The sequence below is a fragment of the Aminobacter sp. P9b genome, from assembly GCF_045345995.1.
Taxonomy (GTDB): domain Bacteria; phylum Pseudomonadota; class Alphaproteobacteria; order Rhizobiales; family Rhizobiaceae; genus Aminobacter; species Aminobacter niigataensis.
Genome location: NZ_CP150082.1, coordinates 4690848 through 4709374 on the forward strand (window position 1 = coordinate 4690848; position 18527 = coordinate 4709374).

The 18527-nt window shown below is 63.6% G+C and carries 13 protein-coding genes, 1 tRNA gene and 1 pseudogene; 6 read left to right on the plus strand and 9 right to left on the minus strand.

From position 1 onward, the window contains the following. Nucleotides 1–64: 64 nt before the first annotated feature. Both WHT83_RS23140 and gltB read right to left on the minus strand, forming a co-directional pair. Nucleotides 65–1519, minus strand: coding sequence for a glutamate synthase subunit beta (locus tag WHT83_RS23140; protein ID WP_108607081.1), 1455 nt, complete (start codon nucleotides 1517–1519; stop codon nucleotides 65–67). A 119-nt stretch (nucleotides 1520–1638) separates the two neighbouring features. Further along, on the minus strand, nucleotides 1639–6369 hold the full coding sequence (gene gltB, locus WHT83_RS23145) for a glutamate synthase large subunit (protein ID WP_406872505.1): 4731 nt from the start codon (nucleotides 6367–6369) through the stop codon (nucleotides 1639–1641). Nucleotides 6370–6877: 508 nt separating this feature from the next. Here gltB and WHT83_RS23150 point away from each other — a divergent pair. After that, entirely contained in the window at nucleotides 6878–7930 is a 1053-nt protein-coding gene (locus WHT83_RS23150) for a low specificity L-threonine aldolase (protein WP_108607079.1), read from the plus strand. Nucleotides 7931–7996: 66 nt separating this feature from the next. On the opposite strand, the gene WHT83_RS23155 is transcribed toward WHT83_RS23150, so the two are convergent. Beyond that, the gene (locus tag WHT83_RS23155) at nucleotides 7997–8968 is read right to left on the minus strand and encodes an alpha/beta fold hydrolase (RefSeq protein WP_199914623.1); all 972 of its coding nucleotides are present in this window, start codon (nucleotides 8966–8968) and stop codon (nucleotides 7997–7999) included. A 222-nt stretch (nucleotides 8969–9190) separates the two neighbouring features. Here WHT83_RS23155 and WHT83_RS23160 point away from each other — a divergent pair, with 222 nt between their 5' ends. Further along, a complete protein-coding gene (locus WHT83_RS23160; protein ID WP_406872506.1) occupies nucleotides 9191–9604 on the plus strand; it encodes an Rrf2 family transcriptional regulator in 414 nt (137 codons plus the stop codon). 97 nt (nucleotides 9605–9701) lie between these two features. On the opposite strand, the gene WHT83_RS23165 is transcribed toward WHT83_RS23160, so the two are convergent. Continuing rightward, nucleotides 9702–10172: an Hsp20 family protein gene (locus WHT83_RS23165; protein ID WP_183264225.1), complete on the minus strand. Its 471-nt coding sequence runs from the start codon at nucleotides 10170–10172 to the stop codon at nucleotides 9702–9704. Nucleotides 10173–10628: 456 nt separating this feature from the next. Between WHT83_RS23165 and WHT83_RS23170 the strand changes: the two genes are divergently transcribed. Further along, nucleotides 10629–11591 (plus strand): alpha/beta fold hydrolase, encoded by a 963-nt coding sequence (locus WHT83_RS23170; RefSeq protein WP_183264224.1) that lies wholly within the window; start codon nucleotides 10629–10631, stop codon nucleotides 11589–11591. A gap of 6 nt (nucleotides 11592–11597) precedes the next feature. On the opposite strand, the gene hisN is transcribed toward WHT83_RS23170, so the two are convergent. Together hisN and WHT83_RS23180 are read right to left on the minus strand one after the other, a co-directional pair. Then, entirely contained in the window at nucleotides 11598–12371 is a 774-nt protein-coding gene (hisN, locus tag WHT83_RS23175; protein ID WP_108607075.1) for a histidinol-phosphatase, read from the minus strand. A 224-nt stretch (nucleotides 12372–12595) separates the two neighbouring features. Beyond that, complete coding sequence (locus WHT83_RS23180; protein WP_108607074.1) at nucleotides 12596–13486, minus strand: N-formylglutamate amidohydrolase; 891 nt, start codon at nucleotides 13484–13486, stop codon at nucleotides 12596–12598. Between the two features lie 227 nt (nucleotides 13487–13713). Between WHT83_RS23180 and cpdR the strand changes: the two genes are divergently transcribed. Beyond that, on the plus strand, nucleotides 13714–14076 hold the full coding sequence (gene cpdR / locus WHT83_RS23185; protein ID WP_018429348.1) for a cell cycle two-component system response regulator CpdR: 363 nt from the start codon (nucleotides 13714–13716) through the stop codon (nucleotides 14074–14076). A gap of 106 nt (nucleotides 14077–14182) precedes the next feature. After that, nucleotides 14183–14257, plus strand: a tRNA-Val gene (locus WHT83_RS23190). Between the two features lie 104 nt (nucleotides 14258–14361). Here WHT83_RS23190 and WHT83_RS23195 read toward each other — a convergent pair. Together WHT83_RS23195 and WHT83_RS23200 are read right to left on the minus strand one after the other, a co-directional pair. Beyond that, nucleotides 14362–15927, minus strand: a pseudogene (locus tag WHT83_RS23195) (flavin-containing monooxygenase); the annotation flags it as partial. A 12-nt stretch (nucleotides 15928–15939) separates the two neighbouring features. Then, nucleotides 15940–16392: a cupin domain-containing protein gene (locus WHT83_RS23200; protein WP_108609752.1), complete on the minus strand. Its 453-nt coding sequence runs from the start codon at nucleotides 16390–16392 to the stop codon at nucleotides 15940–15942. A 246-nt stretch (nucleotides 16393–16638) separates the two neighbouring features. Here WHT83_RS23200 and WHT83_RS23205 point away from each other — a divergent pair, with 246 nt between their 5' ends. Then, nucleotides 16639–17610 carry an AraC family transcriptional regulator gene (locus WHT83_RS23205; protein ID WP_246389702.1) on the plus strand — a complete coding sequence of 324 codons (972 nt, stop codon included), beginning with the start codon at nucleotides 16639–16641 and terminating at the stop codon, nucleotides 17608–17610. A gap of 11 nt (nucleotides 17611–17621) precedes the next feature. Here WHT83_RS23205 and WHT83_RS23210 read toward each other — a convergent pair whose 3' ends face one another. Next, complete coding sequence (locus tag WHT83_RS23210; RefSeq protein WP_406872507.1) at nucleotides 17622–18431, minus strand: (2Fe-2S) ferredoxin domain-containing protein; 810 nt, start codon at nucleotides 18429–18431, stop codon at nucleotides 17622–17624. Nucleotides 18432–18527 lie beyond the last annotated feature (96 nt).

Here is an 18527-nt window from a genome sequence, read left to right on the forward strand (position 1 = left end):
CTTGCAAATCCCCAGATATGAAAAAGGCGCCTCGCGGCGCCTTTTTGTTTCGGCCGAACCGTCGTCAGCGTGGCAGGACGCTCGAGCCCATCAGCGCCAGGTCGATCGACTGCGCGGCCTGGCGACCTTCGCGGATCGCCCAGACGACCAGCGACTGGCCGCGGCGCACGTCGCCGGCGACATAGAGCTTGTCGACATTGGTCTTGTAGTCCTGCTCGTTGGCCGAAACGTTGGTCGAACGGCGGCTGTCGGTGGCGATGTCGAGCTTGCCTTCAAGTTCCTTGACCAGGCCGCCGGAAATCGGACCGGCAAAGCCGATGGCGATGAAGGCGAGATCGGCGCGGATGACGAACTCGGTACCGGGGATCGGCTTACGCTTGTCGTCGACTTCGCAGCACTTGACGCCGGTCAGCTGGCCTTCCTCGCCGATGAACTCCAGCGTCGCCACCTGGAACTCGCGCTGCGCGCCTTCGGCCTGCGACGACGAGGTGCGCATCTTGGTCGCCCAATAGGGCCACACGGCGAGCTTGTTTTCCTTTTCCGGCGGCTGCGGCCGGATGTCGAGCTGGGTGACGCGGACCGCGCCCTGGCGGAACGCCGTGCCGACGCAGTCGGATGCGGTGTCGCCGCCACCGACGACGACGACGTGCTGGCCGCCAGCGACAATCGGCTCGGACGGCCAGGCAACCGACTGGATGTCCTCGCCGCCGACGCGCTTGTTCTGCTGGACGAGATAAGGCATCGCGTCATGCACGCCCAGGAGATCGTCGCCGGGGATTCCCGCCGGACGCGGCGTCTCGGAGCCGCCGCAATAGAGCACGGCGTCGAATTCGGCGAGCAGTTCGCCGACCTTCTTGTCGACGCCGACATTGACGCCGCAATGGAAGGTCACGCCCTCGCCTGCCATCTGCTCGACGCGGCGGTCGATATAATGCTTCTCCATCTTGAAGTCCGGGATGCCGAAGCGCAGCAGGCCGCCGGGACGGCTCTCGCGCTCATAGACGTGGACGTCATGGCCGGCGCGGCCGAGTTGCTGGGCCGCCGCCATGCCGGCGGGACCCGAGCCGATGACAGCCACCTTCTTTCCGGTCTTCTTTTCCGGCGGATAGGGCCTGATGTAGCCGGTCTCGTAGGCCTTGTCGGCAATCGCCTGCTCGACCGTCTTGATGGCGACCGGAATGTCCTCGAGGTTCAGCGTGCAGGCTTCCTCGCAAGGCGCGGGGCAGATGCGGCCGGTGAATTCGGGGAAGTTGTTGGTCGAATGCAGGTTGCGGATCGCATTGTCCCAGTCGCCATTGTAGACCAGATCGTTCCAGTCGGGGATCTGGTTGTGCACTGGACAACCCGTCGGGCCGTGACAGAACGGGATGCCGCAATCCATGCAGCGCGCGGCCTGCTTTTCGACTTCCTTGTCCGACATCGGCAGCGTGAATTCACGGAAATGCCGAATGCGGTCGGAAGCCGGCTGGTACTTGTGCACCTGCCGGTCGATCTCGAGAAAACCTGTAACCTTGCCCATCGTAACTCTCGTCAGTCATGCCCAGCCTCTCGGCGCGGGCGTCTCATTCCACCACTTCAAATGAAGCATGCGATGGCGCAGCACCCGTTGTGGGCGCCGCGCCGGCCGGACGGTCGCGGTCACTCCGCCGCGACGTTCATCCTCATGCGCTCCATCTCGATCAGCGCGCGGCGGTACTCCACCGGCATGACCTTGCGGAATTTGGGTCGGTAGCTCGCCCAGTCGTCCAGGATCTGCTTGGCACGGGTCGAACCGGTGTAGTGCATATGGTTCGAGATCAGCTGAACCAGCCGCTCTTCGTCATGGCGGGTCATGTCGCCCGAGACGTCGACACGGCCCATATGGGCGATGTCGCCGCCATGATGGTGGAGCTTTTCGAGCATGTCGTCCTCTTCGGGGACCGGTTCGAGCTCGACCATCGCCATGTTGCAGCGTTCGGCGAAATCGCCGTCCTCGTCGAGCACATAGGCCACGCCACCGGACATGCCGGCCGCGAAGTTGCGCCCGGTCTTGCCGATGACGACGACGACGCCGCCGGTCATGTATTCGCAACCATGGTCGCCGACGCCCTCGACGACGGTGACCGCGCCCGAGTTGCGCACGGCGAAGCGTTCGCCGGCGACGCCGCGGAAGTAGCACTCGCCCTCGGTCGCACCGTAGAGCACGGTGTTGCCAACGATGATCGACTCCTCGGCGAGTATTTTGGAATCCTCGGACGGCCGGATGACGATGCGGCCACCCGACAGGCCCTTGCCGACATAGTCGTTGCCGTCACCGACGAGTTCGAAAGAGATGCCGCGTGCCAGGAACGCGCCGAAGGACTGGCCGGCGGTGCCTGTCAGCTTGACCGAGATCGTGTCCTCGCGCAGGCCCTTGTGCTTGAAGCGCTTGGCGACCTCGCCCGACAGCATCGCACCCGTCGAACGGTCGACGTTGCGGATCGTGACTTCGATCTTCACCGGCTGACGCGCTTCGAGCGCCGGCTTGGCTTCTGCGATCAGCCTGCGGTCGAGCACGTCGTCGATCGGGTGCTTCTGGCGTTCGGTCCAGTGCGACGCCTCGCGAGACGCGTCCGGCTTGTAGAACACCTTGGAGAAGTCCAGCCCGCGCGACTTCCAGTGGTTGATCAGCTCGCGCTTCTCAAGCAGGTCCGCGTCGCCGATGATCTGGTCGAGATGGGTGAAGCCCATCTTGGCCAGCAGCTCGCGCACCTCTTCCGCCACGTAGAAGAAGTAATTGATGACGTGCTCGGGCGTGCCCTTGAAGCGCTTGCGCAGCACCGGGTCCTGGGTGGCGACGCCAACCGGGCAGGTGTTGAGATGGCACTTGCGCATCATGATGCAGCCCGCCGCGATCAGCGGCGCGGTCGAGAAGCCGAATTCGTCGGCGCCCAGAAGCGCGCCGATGACGACGTCGCGGCCGGTACGCAGGCCGCCGTCGACCTGGAGCGCGACGCGCGAACGCAGGCCGTTCAGCACCAGCGTCTGGTGCGTCTCGGCAAGGCCCATCTCCCACGGGCTGCCGGCATGCTTGAGCGAGGTGAGCGGCGAAGCGCCCGTGCCGCCGTCATAGCCGGAGATCGTGATGTGATCGGCACGCGCCTTGGCGACACCCGCCGCAACCGTGCCGACGCCGACTTCCGACACCAGCTTGACCGAAACGTCGGCCGCCGGGTTGACGTTCTTCAGGTCGTAGATCAGCTGCGCCAGATCTTCGATCGAATAGATGTCGTGGTGCGGCGGCGGCGAGATCAGGCCGACCCCTTGCGTCGAATGGCGGGTCTTGGCGATCGTCGCGTCAACCTTGTGGCCAGGCAGCTGGCCCCCCTCGCCGGGCTTGGCGCCCTGGGCGACCTTGATCTGCATCATGTCGGAGTTGACCAGATATTCGGTCGTCACGCCGAAGCGGCCCGAGGCCACCTGCTTGATCGCCGAACGCTCCGGGTTCACCGAACCGTCGGGCAGCGGCAGATAGCGATCCGGCTCCTCGCCGCCTTCGCCGGTGTTCGACTTGCCGCCGATCCGGTTCATGGCGATGGCGAGCGTCGAATGCGCCTCGCGGCTGATCGAGCCGAAGGACATCGCCCCCGTCGAGAAGCGCTTGACGATCTCGGCTGCCGGCATGACGTCGTCGATGGAAACCGGCTTGCGCCCGCTCTCTTCCGCGGGCTTGATGTGGAACATGCCGCGGATGGCCTGGGCACGCGCCGTTTCGCTGTCGATCTGCGCCGAGAACTCCTTGAAGGTCGACCACGAACCTGAGCGAACGGCATGCTGGAGCGATGCAACCGCGTCTGGCGACCACATGTGGGCCTCGCCGCGCATGCGGTACATATACTCCCCGCCGACTTCCAGCGCATTGCGCAGCACCGGGTCGGGACCGAAGGCAGCCTCGTGGCGGCTGACGGTCTCGGCCGCGATTTCCTCCAGGCCGACGCCCTCGATGTTGGTCGCGGTGCCGGTGAAGTACTTCTCGACGAAGTCGGTCTTCAGGCCGATGGCGTCGAATATCTGAGCGCCGCAATAGGACTGGTAGGTCGAGATGCCCATCTTGGACATGACCTTGAGGATGCCCTTGCCGATCGACTTGATATAGCGGCCGACGACTTCCGAGCCGTCGACCTCAGGCGGGAACTCGCCCCGCTTGTGCATGTCGGTCAGCGTGTCGAAGGCCAGATACGGGTTGATCGCCTCGGCGCCGTAGCCGGCCAGGCAGCAGAAGTGATGCACTTCGCGCGGCTCGCCCGATTCCACCACGAGGCCGACCGAGGTACGCAGGCCCTTGCGGATCAGGTGGTGGTGGACGGCAGCGGTTGCCAGCAGCGTCGGGATGTCGATGCGATCAGGCCCGATCTGCCGATCGGACAGGATGATGATGTTGTAGCCGCCGGCGACCGCGGCTTCCGCGCGCTCGCACAGCCGCTCGATGGCACCCGCCATGCCGGCAGCCCCTTCGGCCGCCGAATAGGTGATGTCGATCGTCTTGGTGTCGAACCGGTCCTCGGTGTGGCCGATGGAGCGGATCTTCTCCAAATCGGCATTGGTCAGGATCGGCTGGCGCACCTCGAGCCGCTTGCGGCGCGAGGATCCGACCAGGTCGAAGATGTTCGGGCGCGGGCCGATGAACGACACCAGGCTCATCACCAGCTCCTCGCGGATCGGATCGATCGGCGGGTTGGTGACCTGGGCGAAGTTCTGCTTGAAATAGGTGTAGAGCAGCTTGGCCTTGTCCGACATCGCCGAGATCGGCGTGTCGGTGCCCATGGATCCCACGGCTTCCTGGCCGGTCGTCGCCATCGGCGACATCAGCAGCTTGGTGTCTTCCTGGGTGTAGCCGAAGGCCTGCTGGCGATCGAGCAGCGAGACGTCCTTGCGCAGCTCACGCGGCTCGACCGGCTTCAGCTCTTCAAGGATCAGCTGGGTGTTGGCCAGCCACTTCTTGTAGGGATGCTTGGTGGCGATCTCGGACTTGATCTCCTCGTCCGAGATGATGCGGCCCTCGACCAGGTCGATCAGCAGCATCTTGCCGGGCTGCAGGCGCCACTTCTTGACGATGTGCTTTTCGGCGACCGGCAGCACACCGGCCTCCGAGGCCAGGATCACCCGGTCATCGTCAGTGACGATGTAGCGGGCCGGACGCAAGCCGTTGCGGTCGAGTGTGGCGCCGATCTGGCGGCCGTCGGTGAAGCACACCGCTGCCGGGCCGTCCCACGGCTCCATCAGTGCGGCGTGGTATTCGTAAAACGCCTTGCGGTCGGCATCCATCGACTTGTTGCCGGCCCAGGCTTCCGGGATCAGCATCATCATGGCGTGCGCCAGCTTGTAGCCGCCCTGGAACAGGAACTCGAGCGCATTGTCGAAGCAGGCCGTGTCCGACTGCCCCTCATAGGAGATCGGCCAGAGCTTGGAGATATTGTTGCCGAACAGCTCGCTGTCGACCGAAGCCTGGCGCGCCGCCATCCAGTTGTTGTTGCCGCGCACCGTGTTGATTTCGCCGTTGTGGGCGACCATGCGGTACGGATGAGCCAGCTTCCACGACGGGAAGGTGTTGGTCGAAAAGCGCTGGTGGACGAGGATCAGCGCCGTCTCGAAACGCGGATCGTTGAGGTCCTTGTAATAGACGCCGACCTGGTTGGCCAGGAACATGCCCTTGTAGACGACAGTGCGCGCCGACAGCGACACGCAGTAGGCGCCAATGTCCTTGTTGGCGTTCTCGGCATAGATGCGGCCGGAAATGACCTTGCGCAGCAGATAAAGGCGGGCCTCGTATTCCTCGTCATCGTCGATGTCGGGCGTGCGCCCGATGAACACCTGGCGGTGATGAGGTTCGGCGGCGACGATCTCGGGCGCCTTCGACAGCGACGAATTGTCGACCGGCACGTCGCGGAAACCGATCAGCGGCAGCCCTTCCGACTGCGCCGATTCGCGGATGATGTCGTCGATGTGGTCGCGCATCGCCGCGTCCTGCGGCATGAACCAATGGCCGACGCCGTACTGGCCTGCCGCCGGCAGTTCGATGCCCTGCTTGGCCAATTCCTCGCGAAAGAACGTATCGGGGATCTGCACCAGCACGCCGGCGCCGTCGCCGACCAGCGGGTCCGCGCCCACAGCACCGCGATGCGTGAGGTTCTCGAGCATGAACAGCCCGTCCTTGACGATCTGGTGCGACTTGATGCCCTTCATCTGGGCGATAAAGCCGACGCCGCAGCCGTCATGCTCGTTGCGCGGATCGTAGAGGCCATGCGCTGCATAGCCGGTGGTGGTTCGGAGATGATCGGTTTTCTTGTTGGCCGCTTTCGTCTGCGCGGCCGGCACAAAACCCGTCGTCACAGATGGCGTCAACTCCGTCATCGTCTCTCTCTCCACTACGGCCCGATCCGGGCAGTTCAATTTTGGACGGCAACGTGCCGGTCCGCTCACGATCAGATATGCTTTCGATATGCGTGCGGCACAGTGCCGTTGGCCGGCACCGAACCGCCAGTCGGGGCAGACAAGGCCGAATGCACTCCGGCACGACCTCTGACCCTAGCTCGCGGCGGCAGACGGACGTGGCATTATCATACGCCATATCCGGTCCGCTTTGGGCAGATAAATAAGACAGCACTGCTGTCCTAAATTTCGTATGACAGAATTCTTGAATACGCACAAGACCGATTCACCAATTTTCCGCATCGTCAAAGACAGAAAGTTTCGTCGAACTCATGCCTGGCGTAACTTTTGAACAACCGGTCAAAAGCGCTCATCCCGCCTGCCTCAATCGATTTCCAGGTCCCGGACTTGCCGAAAACGGCAAAACCCGCTCTAGCTCGGGCCCAATTCTGCAACGCAGTCTCCGACAGCCATATCACGGACGGACAACATGTTCTTCGCATCAGACAACTGGGCCGGCGCGCACCCCAGGATCGCCGAACGGCTGCACGCCAGCGCGGCAGGCTTCAGCCGGGCCTATGGCGACGGCAATCTCGACCAGGCTGTCTACGCGCGCTTCAGCGAGATATTCGAACGCGAGGTGGCGGTGTTCTTCGTCGCCACCGGCACTGCCGCAAACTCGCTTGCGCTGGCCGCCTACAACCGCCCCGGCGGCATTTCCTTCGGCCATCGCGAGTCTCACATCATCGAAGACGAATGCGGCGCGCCCGAATATTTCACCGGCGGCTCCAGGCTGCATGCCATCGACGGAGCGCTCGGTCGCATGGACGTCAGGACCCTCGAACGCGCGGTCGACCGTTTCGCGCCGGAATTCGTCCATGCCGGCCGGCCGATGGCAATCTCGATGACCCAGTCGACCGAGGTCGGCACCGTCTACGGCCTCGACGAGATCAAGGCCATTTCCGCCATCGCCAGGCAGTATTCGCTGCCGCTGCATATGGATGGTGCCCGCTTCGCCAATGCGCTGGTATCACTCGACACCACGCCGGCCGAGATGACCTGGAAGCGCGGCGTCGACATCGTCTCGTTCGGTGGCACCAAGAATGGCTGCTGGTGCGCCGAGGCGGTTGTGCTGTTCGATCTCGACCGTGCCAAGGAAATGGCCTTCCTGCGCAAGCGTGCAGCCCAGCTGTTTTCCAAGTCGCGCTTCATCTCCGCCCAGTTCGACGCCTATTTCGACGGCGGCCTGTGGCTGGATACGGCACGCCACGCCAATGAAATGACGGCCGAGTTGGCCGCGACCATCGCAAGTTCGCCGGTCGCTCGCCTCGCCTGGCAGCCGCAGGCCAATGAGGTCTTTGCGGTGATCAAGACCGAGGTCGCCAACAAGGCGCTGGCTGCGGGAGCTGCCTTCTACGACTGGCACGCGCCGGCCGGCTTCGACGGACAGTTGGGCGAGGACGAAACGCTCTACCGCTTCGTCACCAGCTTTGCCACGACGGCCGACGAGATCGGTCGCTTCGGTGAATTGTTGCGGAGTTGACGTGTGACCGGACGGCTTGCCGAGGTGCGCCGTTCGCTTCCACAGCCTTCGCAAGCATGGCCTGTGTCACAGGGTCTTGAGAAACGACAGCAGCGCCTCGGACACAAGGTCCGGCCGCTCTTGCGATGGCCAATGACCGCTGCCCTGCAGGTAGATCGGCTGACGTAGCAGTGGCACGAGGCTGGGCATTGCCGCAATGATGTCGCGCATACCAGGAATCTGCAGCCCGACGTCGCGCTCCCCGATAAGAAAGAGCGCCGGAACCGCAACCTTGAGCCCCGAAAAGGCATGCTGCATTTCCCAGTTGCGGTCTAGATTGCGGTAGAGGTTCAACCCGCCCCGGAACCCGCTGGCCTGAAAGTCTCCGACATAGGCGTCGAGATCGGCCGCGCTCAGCCAGGACGGTAGGGCATCGGGTGTTGACAGCGGCGCCAGCAGCCCCTGTTCACGGCTCACCATGGCGAAGGGATTTGGCGTTCCATCGCCTTCAAGCCTCAGGCCCGCATCGCCCGAAGCCGCATACAGGATCTTGCGCAGCGTCAGGCCGATGTCCCGCTCGAACTCGGCTTCTGCCACGCCGGGCTGCTGAAAATAGAGCGTATAGAAGATGGCATCGTCGGTTTGCGGGAAGATGCGCGTTGGCGGCACGGGAGGCTGTCCCATCATCGGAACGCCGATGGCGGCAACCGCATGAAACCGGTCGGGGCGCAGAAGGGCTGCTTGCCAGGCCAGGGTCGCTCCCCAGTCATTGCCGACGATCACCGCTCTCTCTTCGCCAAGCGCATCGAGCAGGCCGACCATGTCCGCGACCAGATGCATGATCGAATACTGGCTTACATCTGCGGGCCCGTCGGTGCCGCCGAACCCGCGGAGATCGGGGGCGACGACACGATGGTTCGCAGCCGCCAGCGCGGCGATCTGGTGGCGCCAGGAATAGGCGGTTTCCGGGAAGCCGTGACAAAGCAGCACCAGCGGGCCCTGGCCCTGATCGGCGATGCGCATGCGAAGGCCATTCACGTCGAGGAATCGATAGGGCAATTGCGGCATTGCAGTCTCCTTCTCAGGTCCTGGTGATCCGGCAAGGGATCGCTGCGGGAACATGGTCGCCGCTGCCAGCGCAACGACACGCCGGGCGAAGGTTCGCCTGCTTATGGCCTTGGCTTGCAGAAGGTAACTCATCAAGTTACATTCTATCAGAAGGCAAGAGATTGTAACCCCTCTTGTTATGATTTCCCCTGAAACGCTCGGTCGGGCCCGCCAATGACGCAAGACAGCCGTCTATCCCGCATGCTCCACATGCTGATCCACATCGATCTGCACGACGGAAGGGCGACGTCCGAAACCATCGCGCAGATGCTCGGCACCAACCCGGTCGTGGTTCGGCGCATGATGGCCGGTCTGAGAAAACAGGGCTATGTGGAAGCCGCTCGCGGACCGAACGGCGGCTGGAAACTGGCGCGCCCGCTGGAGGACATCACCGTCCTGGACGTGCACCGGGCGCTGGGAAGCCCATCCCTCTTTGCGCTGGGCATCACGGCGGATCATCCCGACTGTCCGGTTGAACGCTCGGTAAATGCTGCGCTCAGCACAATTCTCGATGACGCCGAGACAAGGGTGATGTCGAGCTACCGTAATATCTCGCTTGCCGACCTGATCCCGGCGATAAAACGTTGAAAGCCAGGAGTTGCCGCGCGCGCCCAGAGAGGGCCTGACCGCAAATGAAAAAGGCGGCACCCGAGGGCGCCGTCTTTTCTCCTTGGGAGGAGTTGTCTTAGTTGACGGTGTTGGCTTCGATCTGCTTGGCCTTGGCGGGCGCAGCGGAGATCTCGATCTTGCGCGGCTTGTGCTCTTCAGGAATGTTGCGCTTCAGATCGATGTGCAACAGGCCGTTCTTGAGGGCCGCGCCCACGACCTCGACATGGTCGGCGAGCTGGAATCGGCGCTCGAAAGCGCGAGAAGCGATGCCGCGATAGAGCAGCTCCGAACCTTCGCCGGTGCCTTCATTGCCGCGTTCGCCCTTGACCGTCAGCACATTGCGATGGGCTTCGATCGAAATCTCGGTTTCCGAGAAGCCGGCAACCGCCATGCTGATGCGATAGGCGTCCTCGCCGGTGCGCTCGATGTTGTAGGGCGGATAGGTCGTCTGCCCGCCTTCGGGCTGGCCAAGGCCGTCAAGCATGCTGAACAGCCGGTCGAAGCCGACGGTCGAGCGGTGGAGCGAGGAAAAATCAACGTGACGCATGGGTGTTCTCCAGTGAGCAACAAGGTTTTGCGCATGATCTGTGCCGAAGCCCATTCTGGCGCCCCGGCGGTGATCAGCGGCCCCGATATTGGGCGCCGCAAGGAGACATTTGGGTGCCACCCGAAGCCATTTCAAGACGTTTTCCCAATAGCTTTTCACCGGCCCGTCGATGAACCGAAGATGAACCGGGCCTTCGGCATCCGTTCAGGTCGCCCCGTCTAGAGTGCACCCAAGTTGAAGAACAGGCGGCACCACAGAATGCCGCCGACGAGGCCGAGCCGGGTTGTAACGTCCCTTCCTCCCGGAGCGACAGAGGCCGGAGGCATCCCGCAAGCTGCCTCCGGCCTCATTCGATTCCGCCTCGCCCACGAAATTCCTTTGATTTTCTCGGCCCGCCTTTCTATCACCCTCGTATCGCCTGATCCCACGGCAGCGAGTGCCAAGCCGAAGCGCCTGATGACGGACCTGTTCCACGAAATCCCCGGCAATCCGGTTCCTGAGAGGGCCACCTCCGGCGACTTTGTCGCCCATGACGGCAAGCGCCTGCGCTATGCGCTGTTTCCGGCGACCTCCCATCCCTTCAAGGGCACGGTGATCCTGCTCAACGGCCGCAACGAGTGCATCGAGAAATATTTCGAGACCATCCGCGACCTGACCGTGCGCGGCCATGCGGTGGCCACCTTCGACTGGCGCGGCCAGGGCGCGTCCGAGCGGCTGCTGCGTGACGGCCATCGCGGCTACGTCAGGAGCTTCGACCACTATGTCCGCGACCTCGAAGCCTTCTTCGAGCAGATCGTGCTGCCCGACTGCCGCGGCCCCTTCTTCCTGCTTGCCCATTCGAGCGGGGCGCTGATCGCCCTTCTCGCCGCACCCTCGATGGTCAACCGCGTCCAGCGCATGGTGCTGGTGGCGCCGTTCCTGTCGGTCATCGGCGCACCGCTGTCGATGAAGGCGATCAGCCGCATCGGCACCCTGCTCTGCTGGCTCGGCCTCGGCCGGCTCTACGCCGCATGGGGCCCGCGGCCTAGGGAAGGCACGCCTTTCGAAATCAACAAGCTGACCAGCGACGAGCGCCGCTATCGCCGCAACATGCTGCTCTACGAGACCTATCCCGAGCTGTCCGTCGGCGGGCCGACCATCGCCTGGATGCGCGCCGCAGCGCAGGCGTCCGAGGCCGTGCGCGAGCCACAATTCATGGCAGCGCTCAAGGTGCCGATGCTGATCGTCAACGCCGGTGCCGACGAAGTGGTGTCGTCGCGCGACGTCGAGCAGTTTGCCAGCCAATGCCGCGTGGCATCGCTTTTGACCATCGACGGCGCGCGTCACGAAATCCTGCAGGAAGCGGACATCTACCGCGAGCAGTTGCTCGCAGCCTTCACCGCCTTCGTGCCCGGAACGCCGGCAACCGCCGACGCATAGGCAGGACTATCCCGCCAGCACGGCCATCGCCGCCTTGTGCAGTTCCGGCGTCGCCGCCGCGATGACGTCGCCGCCATTCTCCGCCGGGCCGCCATCGAAGGTGGTGACGATGCCGCCAGCCTGCTCGATGACAGGGATCAGCGCCACGATGTCATAGGGCTTGAGGCCGGGATCGACGACGATGTCGACCTGCCCCGCCGCCACCATGGCAAAGGCGTAGCAGTCGGTGCCGTAGCGGGCGAGTTGCACCTTGCTTTCGAGCTCGTCGTAGCGCTTGCGCATCTCGCCCTTGAACAGCGCCGGCGTGGTAGTGAACATCGTCGCGTCCGACAGGCTGGTCGTCTTGCGCACCGAAAGTTTGCGCGGACCGCCCGGCCCTTCGTAGTGCGAGCCGTTGCCGTCGGCGTAGAACAACTCGCCGGTGAAGGGCTGCGACATCAGCCCGGCCACCGCGTCGCCATCGACGGTCAGGCCCACCAGCGTGCCCCAGACCGGCAGGCCGGAGATGAAGGCGCGCGTGCCGTCGATCGGATCGATCACCCAGACATGGCTGTTGGAGATGTTTTCGCTGCCATGCTCCTCGCCGAGGATGCCGTGGCCGGGGAACTCGGCGTTGATCAGCGCGCGGATGGCGCGTTCGGCCTCCTGGTCGGCCTCGGTGACGGGATCGAAACCGCCGGCAAGCTTGTTTGCCACTGCACCCTGCCGGCGGAAGCGCGGCAGCGTTTCGGCTGCGGCAGCACGTGCGATCCGTCGCATGAATTCGGCGTCGACCATCATTCACCCCATCTCTGACTGTTGCGTGGATGACACGCCGCGGCCCTCGCCGGCAATAACCACATCAACTTGATTTAAAGAATCCCAAGGCGCCTTGACTTTTGTGCAGCGCACAATAATCTCGACTTCGGACAGGGTTTCCTGTCCATGCCCTCCTTGGGCGTTTCCTCCCTAGACTTCGACCGCTCTCCGGAGCGGTCTTTTTTTAACCTGCTCGGCCTGCGGTGCTACTCCGCAGCCAGCGGCAGGTCGAGGAAATGATGATCCGGAACCGCCATCAGATCGGCGGAAAACCGCGCCAGATCGTCGGCCAGAGCATAAAAGCCTGCCGATTTCTGGAACGTGCGCTCGTCCATGTAGAGCCCGCGATTGATCTCGATCTGCAGCGCATGCAGCTTGCGCGCCGGCCGGCCGTAATGTTCGGTGATGAAACCGCCGGCATAAGGTTTATTGTGCGCCACGGTGTAACCCATCGCCGCCAATAGCCCGATGGCCCGTTCGGAAAGCTCCGACGCGGCCGAGGTGCCGAAACGGTCGCCGACGATGAAGTCCGGCCGCATGCCGCTGTCGCCGATGCGGACCGAAGCCGGCATCGAATGGCAGTCCACCAGCACGGCATAGCCGAACCGCGCATGGGTGCGCGTGACCAGCCGCTTCAGCGTCTCGTGGTAGGGTTTGTAGACGCATTCGATGCGGTCGACCGCCTCCGACAGCGGCAACCGGCCCGGATAGATGTCCAGCCCCTCGCCCACCAGCTTCGGCACGGTACCGAGCCCGCCGGCGACTCGGGCCGAGCGGACGTTGGCGAAAGGCGGCACAGGTTCCGCGAACATCCTGGGGTCGAGCTCCCACGGCTCGCGGTTCACATCGAGATAGGCGCGCGGAAAATGTGCCGTCAGCATGGGTGCGCCGAGTGCGACGGCAGCACCGAACAACTCGTCGACGTAGCAATCCTCGGAGCGCCGGATGGACGTCGAATCGAGCCGGGTCATGGCGAGGAAGCGTTCGGGATAGCACCGCCCGCTATGCGGCGAGTTGAACACGAACGGCACGCGCTGCTCTGCGCTCGTCCTGACTTCGAACGGCGGCAGCACCGAGAAATCTTCGGCTGGCGTCATCTTTGTTGACGGACCTGCGAAATGCACTCACTCATTGTTCGAAGGTGCCACCTGCGGCCGCCGGTGTCCAGCATTCGAAATGTGGAAAAGCCGCCCCGATCGTGCCTTTGCGTCACCAATCCGGCAGCGCATTCACTTGATGTTTACCGTCCCGAACTCATATACAAGATGGTTAACGAAGCCCCTGATGGGGGGCGGCTTCGACCGCTAATTCGGACGGGAAACTGATGGCACGCATTCTTCTGGCAGAAGACGACGACGATATGCGCCGCTTCCTGGTCAAGGCGCTGGAACGCGCCGGCTACCAGGTGAGCGACTTCGACAATGGCGCGAGCGCTTACGAGCGGCTGCGCGAGGAACCCTTTTCGCTGCTGCTGACCGACATCGTCATGCCGGAGATGGACGGCATCGAGCTGGCGCGCCGCGCCACCGAGATCGATCCCGATCTCAAGGTGATGTTCATCACCGGCTTTGCCGCGGTCGCGCTCAACCCTGATTCGAAGGCACCGCGCGACGCCAAGGTGCTGTCGAAACCCTTCCATCTGCGCGATCTCGTCAACGAGGTCGAGAAGATGCTGCACGCCGCCTGAGGCGTTTCCCTAGCGTCGTCTAGGGAATTGATGATCCGGCGCATTTTTCCGCCAAACACGCTATTGACGCGCCGGATCAAAAATGGTGTATCCGCCCCCATCGGATGGGCGTGTAGCTCAGCGGGAGAGCACTGCATTGACATTGCAGGGGTCACAGGTTCAATCCCTGTCACGCCCACCATCCGAACTCCCTGATATCGTGAGATAAATTCGAACCGCAGTACGACGCCCGTGGCCATACGACTACGATCGACGACTACGGCAGCCGCGCGGTCCTTTCCTGGTCTACGCCGCGCGATAGTCCGGCGCGCTTGCCAGGTAGCCCGCATAGGCATCGGCATTAGGCGGCGCGAAATTCTCGGCCAGCGCATGGCGCCGCCGTTTCTTGGCGCCGATGTCGGCCAGCAGTTCGTCGAAATGCTTGAAATGATAAGGCGCCACGCACAGGCCGCCATAGACGCCCGCCGCCGGGCGCTCGTTGCGCTTCCAGTGCAGCATCATCTCGATGTTGTCGTTCATTTCCTGTCTCGAAGGCTGGCGGCCCAGCATGCCGTCGGCGTAGCGCACCAGCCAGTTACCGGCCAGCTCGGCGCTCAGCACCGTGCAGAATGACGAATTGAAACCAACGAAGCCCATGTCGGGCAGGTCGGGATTGGCGATGACCCGGTAGAGCCTGTACTGCCCGTCCGGCTCGACCAGCTTACGCTGGTATTCCTGCGGCAGGAAAGGCACGCCGGATTTCCAGCCGACCGCGAGGATAGCCATGTCGGCCGCCACCCGCTCGCCGCCCGACAGAATCACCGTACCCTGCTCGTAGCCGGAGATGGTGCCCTGGATCGCCTTGATGCGTCCGTCCGCCACCATGTCGAAGAAACCCGGCGTGACGATCGGGACCGAACAGTTGATCGTGGTTTCGATCGGCTTCGTCGGCCTGAGCCCTGTCTTCTTCAACTTGAGCTGGATCGAGAGCAGGCTTTCCAGCGCCCGCCAGTTGGCCCAGACGAACGGCTTGGCGACAGTGTGCGCGAGCCGCGCCAGCAGCGGCTGGTCCCAGTTCGGGAACATCACCTCCTGGGCGCGGACATAGAGGATGCGCTTGAAATTGATCAGCCCGCCGATGAAGTACGGTATGCGCCAGACCGGCTCGAGATAGACGATGCTGACGTCGGCAGCGCCTGAATTGACCGCATTGACGGCGATGTCGGTGGCGGATTTCGAGAAGCCGAGCACGACGACGCGCTTGCCCTTCACGGTTGCGGAATCGGTGTATTCCGAGGAATGAAGCACCTGGCCGCCGGCTGCGGTAAAATCATCCTGGCCCGGATGTACGAGCTCGCGTTTTTCGCTGAAATTGCCGGTGCAGACCGCAACGAAGTCAAAATCTTCGCTGACCGCGTTGCCGTCCCTGGCAAGCTCGAGGCTCCAGCCCTTGGCCCCTTGCCGCCGCTGCATGGAAACGACCTTGGTGCCGTAGCGGATGAGCGGCACCAGCCCGTTCCGCTCGGCATAGGTCCTGAGATAGGCGTGGACCTGCGTGCCCTTGGGCCATTCCGGATAGTCGTCCGGCATCGGCATCGAGGTGTAGCGATAGAGATCCTTCGGGCTTTGCGTCTGCACCTCGGGATAGGAGCGCGACGGCTCCCAGACCCCGCCCAGATCATTGCCGCGCTCGACGATGTGCACCTCGTGACCGCGTTGCCTGAAGGCATGAGCAGCCGCGAGCCCGCTCACGCCCGCGCCGATGACGCAGACTTTCTTCTTGTCGACCATTTGCTTTTCCTTGTCAGCCAGGACGCAGGCTCGCCCTCGCACGCGACGGATGTCGCGTGCGCCAGGACGGTCAGCGGCGTGTGATCCGGTGGCTTAGTCGTTGGCTTCCGGCGGCAGGAAGTTGACCTCGTGCTGGGCCGAGACCTTCACCACCTCGGCCGGGTCGGCGAGGTTGTCGAGCTTGTTGAACAGCTCTTCCAGCATGCCCGCCGGCGACACCCAGAACAGTGCCTTGGTCGGCTTGTCCGACTTGTTGAAGTAGCCGTGCGGGATGCCTCTGGGCATGCGTACCAGGTCGCCGGCCTTGGCCTTGACCCATTCGCCGTCGAGCTTGAGATCGAGTTCGCCTTCCTGCACGAGGATGAACTCTTCCTGAGTCGGATGGACGTGCACGGGCACGAACTGGCCCGGCTCGCTGTTGGTCTCGAAGGCGAAGGTGGCATCGCAAACCGCCTTCGGAAAATAGACCTGTCCAAGGATATTCCAGGTCTTGCCGGCATAGCCGTCGCCCTTGCGCGTAATGCCCTTGGCGAGTTCCTTGCTCATCATAAGCTCCCTCTGTTCGAAGGACCTGCCCATGGCGGCCCTTTCATTTGTTCCACCCCGAAGAGTGCTGCAGACATCGTCAATGAACTAGCCGGAATGCGCGGCGACTATCCAGAAAACGCAAAAATGCAGCAGGGTGGATGCATTGCCGTTCATTTTCGTTGGCAGCCGGATGATCGGTGCTAGTCTGGCCGGATGCTGATGGAAGAGGCGTCCGTTCGAAGGGTACCGCTTTCCGATCATGTCTTGTTTCAGTCGAACGATCTCGACTGCGCCAGGGAGCGGGTCGCCCAGAAGTTCTGCAATCACCGACTGGACATCATCGGTGATCGAAAATCTTTTCGTGTCACACACAATCATGCCCCCGGCGAGATGATCTCGCTGAATTACATCAGCTATGGCGCCGACGTGCTGATCGACCCCGGCGAACTTGGCGACTTCTATCTGATCCAGATGCCGGTTTCGGGCACGGCGACCGTCCGCAACGGCTCGCGCGAATTCATCACAAACCGCAGCATCGCCTCCGTGCTCAACGCCGACCTGGCGACGAGGATGAAGTGGTGGCAGGGCTGCGCGCAACTGCTCATCCAGGTGCGCAAGGCGCCGCTGCACGCCTTTGCCATGCGCCTGCTCGACCGCGACATACCGGGGCCGCTGATCTTCGATCCGCTGGTGGATTTTTCGAGGCCCGAGATGCAGGCGTGGCGGCGCCTCGCCAACTCACTGTTCCAGGCCGCGGAGAGGAAGACGGCTTCAGCGGGATCGGGCATCCAGAACGTTCTGTACGAGCAGCACCTCCTGGAACTGTTCCTGCGCAGCCAGCCCAGCAACATGAGCCTGTTCTTCGACGACCGGAGGCAAGGTGCGGCACCTCGCCATCTCAAGCGCGCCGAGGAGTTCATCCGCGCCCATGCCGCCTTGCCCATCGGGCTGCACGAGATCGCCGGCGCCGCCGGTGTCGCGCCCCGGACGCTGCAACTTGCCTACAGGAATGCCTTCGGCATCTCGCCGCTGCGCGCGCTGACGCGCGAACGCATGCGCCGCGCCCGCTTCGACCTGGTGGCGAGCGAAGCCACCGTCACCGATGTCGCTCTGAAATGGGGCTTCACCCACTTCGGCCGCTTCGCCGCCGAATACAGGCATGAATTCGGCGAGCTTCCGCGCGAGACGCGACAGGCGCGCCACGGCTTGGGCCGCGCCACGCACGAAATGGCCTGACGAACGTCCCGCTAGGATTTGGCCAGCGAGGGTTTGACAGGAGCGGCAGCGCGCAGCGTCTGCTTGCGACCGGTTGGCTCGTAGGCAAACTCATCGACCACACGGCCGCCGAGCAGGTGCTCGGCAACGATGCGGTCTATGGCGGCCTCGGTGACGCCGCCATAATAGGTCCCCTCGGGAAAGACCTGGATGACGGGGGCGAGGTTGCAGGGGCCGAGGCAGGTCGACTTGCAGCTCATGGTGCCGTCGCCGCTGACGCGCAGCTTCTGGCGGTCCTGCTGGTTGCGCAGGTGACCCCACATGAGATCGGCGCCGGCGGCGTTGCACGGGCCGCCCTGGCAGACCAGCACGCGACGTTTCTGTGCCGGGATCAGCGACCCCTCCGGCACCAGCTTTTCGGCAGGCGGAACGGGAGCAGCCACTTCTGCGGTTTCGACAAGCCCGGCCATCAGCGCCGGCAGGAGCGCACTGTCGGCGAGGCCCTGTGCGATGCGGACATTGGGCCATGGCGCGCCATCCTCGGCCTGCCAGCGGCGCAGCGACTTGGTGAGCCAGGCGGTGAAGCTCGGCTCGATCGGCAGCATCAGCGGCAGGATGAGAATGTCGGAGGCACCGGCCTCACGCAGGGCTCCGAGCGCCTCTCGCAGCGACGGCGTGCCCTGCTCTGTGAAGCCGAAGCTGGCACCGGCGACGCCGGGAAGCGTGGCCGCAAGGCCGGCGAGTTGCTGCATCTGCCTGTAGGGCGCAGCGGCAAAGGCCGACTTGGCGACCAGCAGCACATGCCTTTGCGGCGCGGAGTTGTTTTCGCTTGAGTTCGACACCTGCAATCCCTGACCAGCCGTAGCGGGATTGCGGCAACGCAGGCCAAAGCCGGTGCCGGATGGCTACCGTTTCAACCCGCGCTCCTGTGGTACACC

Bases quoted from the DNA above. Each gene is read 5' to 3' on its own strand.
- WHT83_RS23170 (WP_183264224.1), top strand. From the start codon at position 10,629: ATGACGGACCTGTTCCACGAAATCCCCGGCAATCCGGTTCCTGAGAGG.
- gltB (WP_406872505.1), bottom strand. From the start codon at position 6,369: ATGACGGAGTTGACGCCATCTGTGACGACGGGTTTTGTGCCGGCCGCG.
- WHT83_RS23150 (WP_108607079.1), top strand. From the start codon at position 6,878: ATGTTCTTCGCATCAGACAACTGGGCCGGCGCGCACCCCAGGATCGCC.
- WHT83_RS23165 (WP_183264225.1), bottom strand. From the start codon at position 10,172: ATGCGTCACGTTGATTTTTCCTCGCTCCACCGCTCGACCGTCGGCTTC.
- WHT83_RS23140 (WP_108607081.1), bottom strand. From the start codon at position 1,519: ATGGGCAAGGTTACAGGTTTTCTCGAGATCGACCGGCAGGTGCACAAG.
- hisN (WP_108607075.1), bottom strand. From the start codon at position 12,371: ATGATGGTCGACGCCGAATTCATGCGACGGATCGCACGTGCTGCCGCA.
- WHT83_RS23180 (WP_108607074.1), bottom strand. From the start codon at position 13,486: ATGACGCCAGCCGAAGATTTCTCGGTGCTGCCGCCGTTCGAAGTCAGG.
- cpdR (WP_018429348.1), top strand. From the start codon at position 13,714: ATGGCACGCATTCTTCTGGCAGAAGACGACGACGATATGCGCCGCTTC.
- WHT83_RS23160 (WP_406872506.1), top strand. From the start codon at position 9,191: ATGACGCAAGACAGCCGTCTATCCCGCATGCTCCACATGCTGATCCAC.
- WHT83_RS23200 (WP_108609752.1), bottom strand. From the start codon at position 16,392: ATGAGCAAGGAACTCGCCAAGGGCATTACGCGCAAGGGCGACGGCTAT.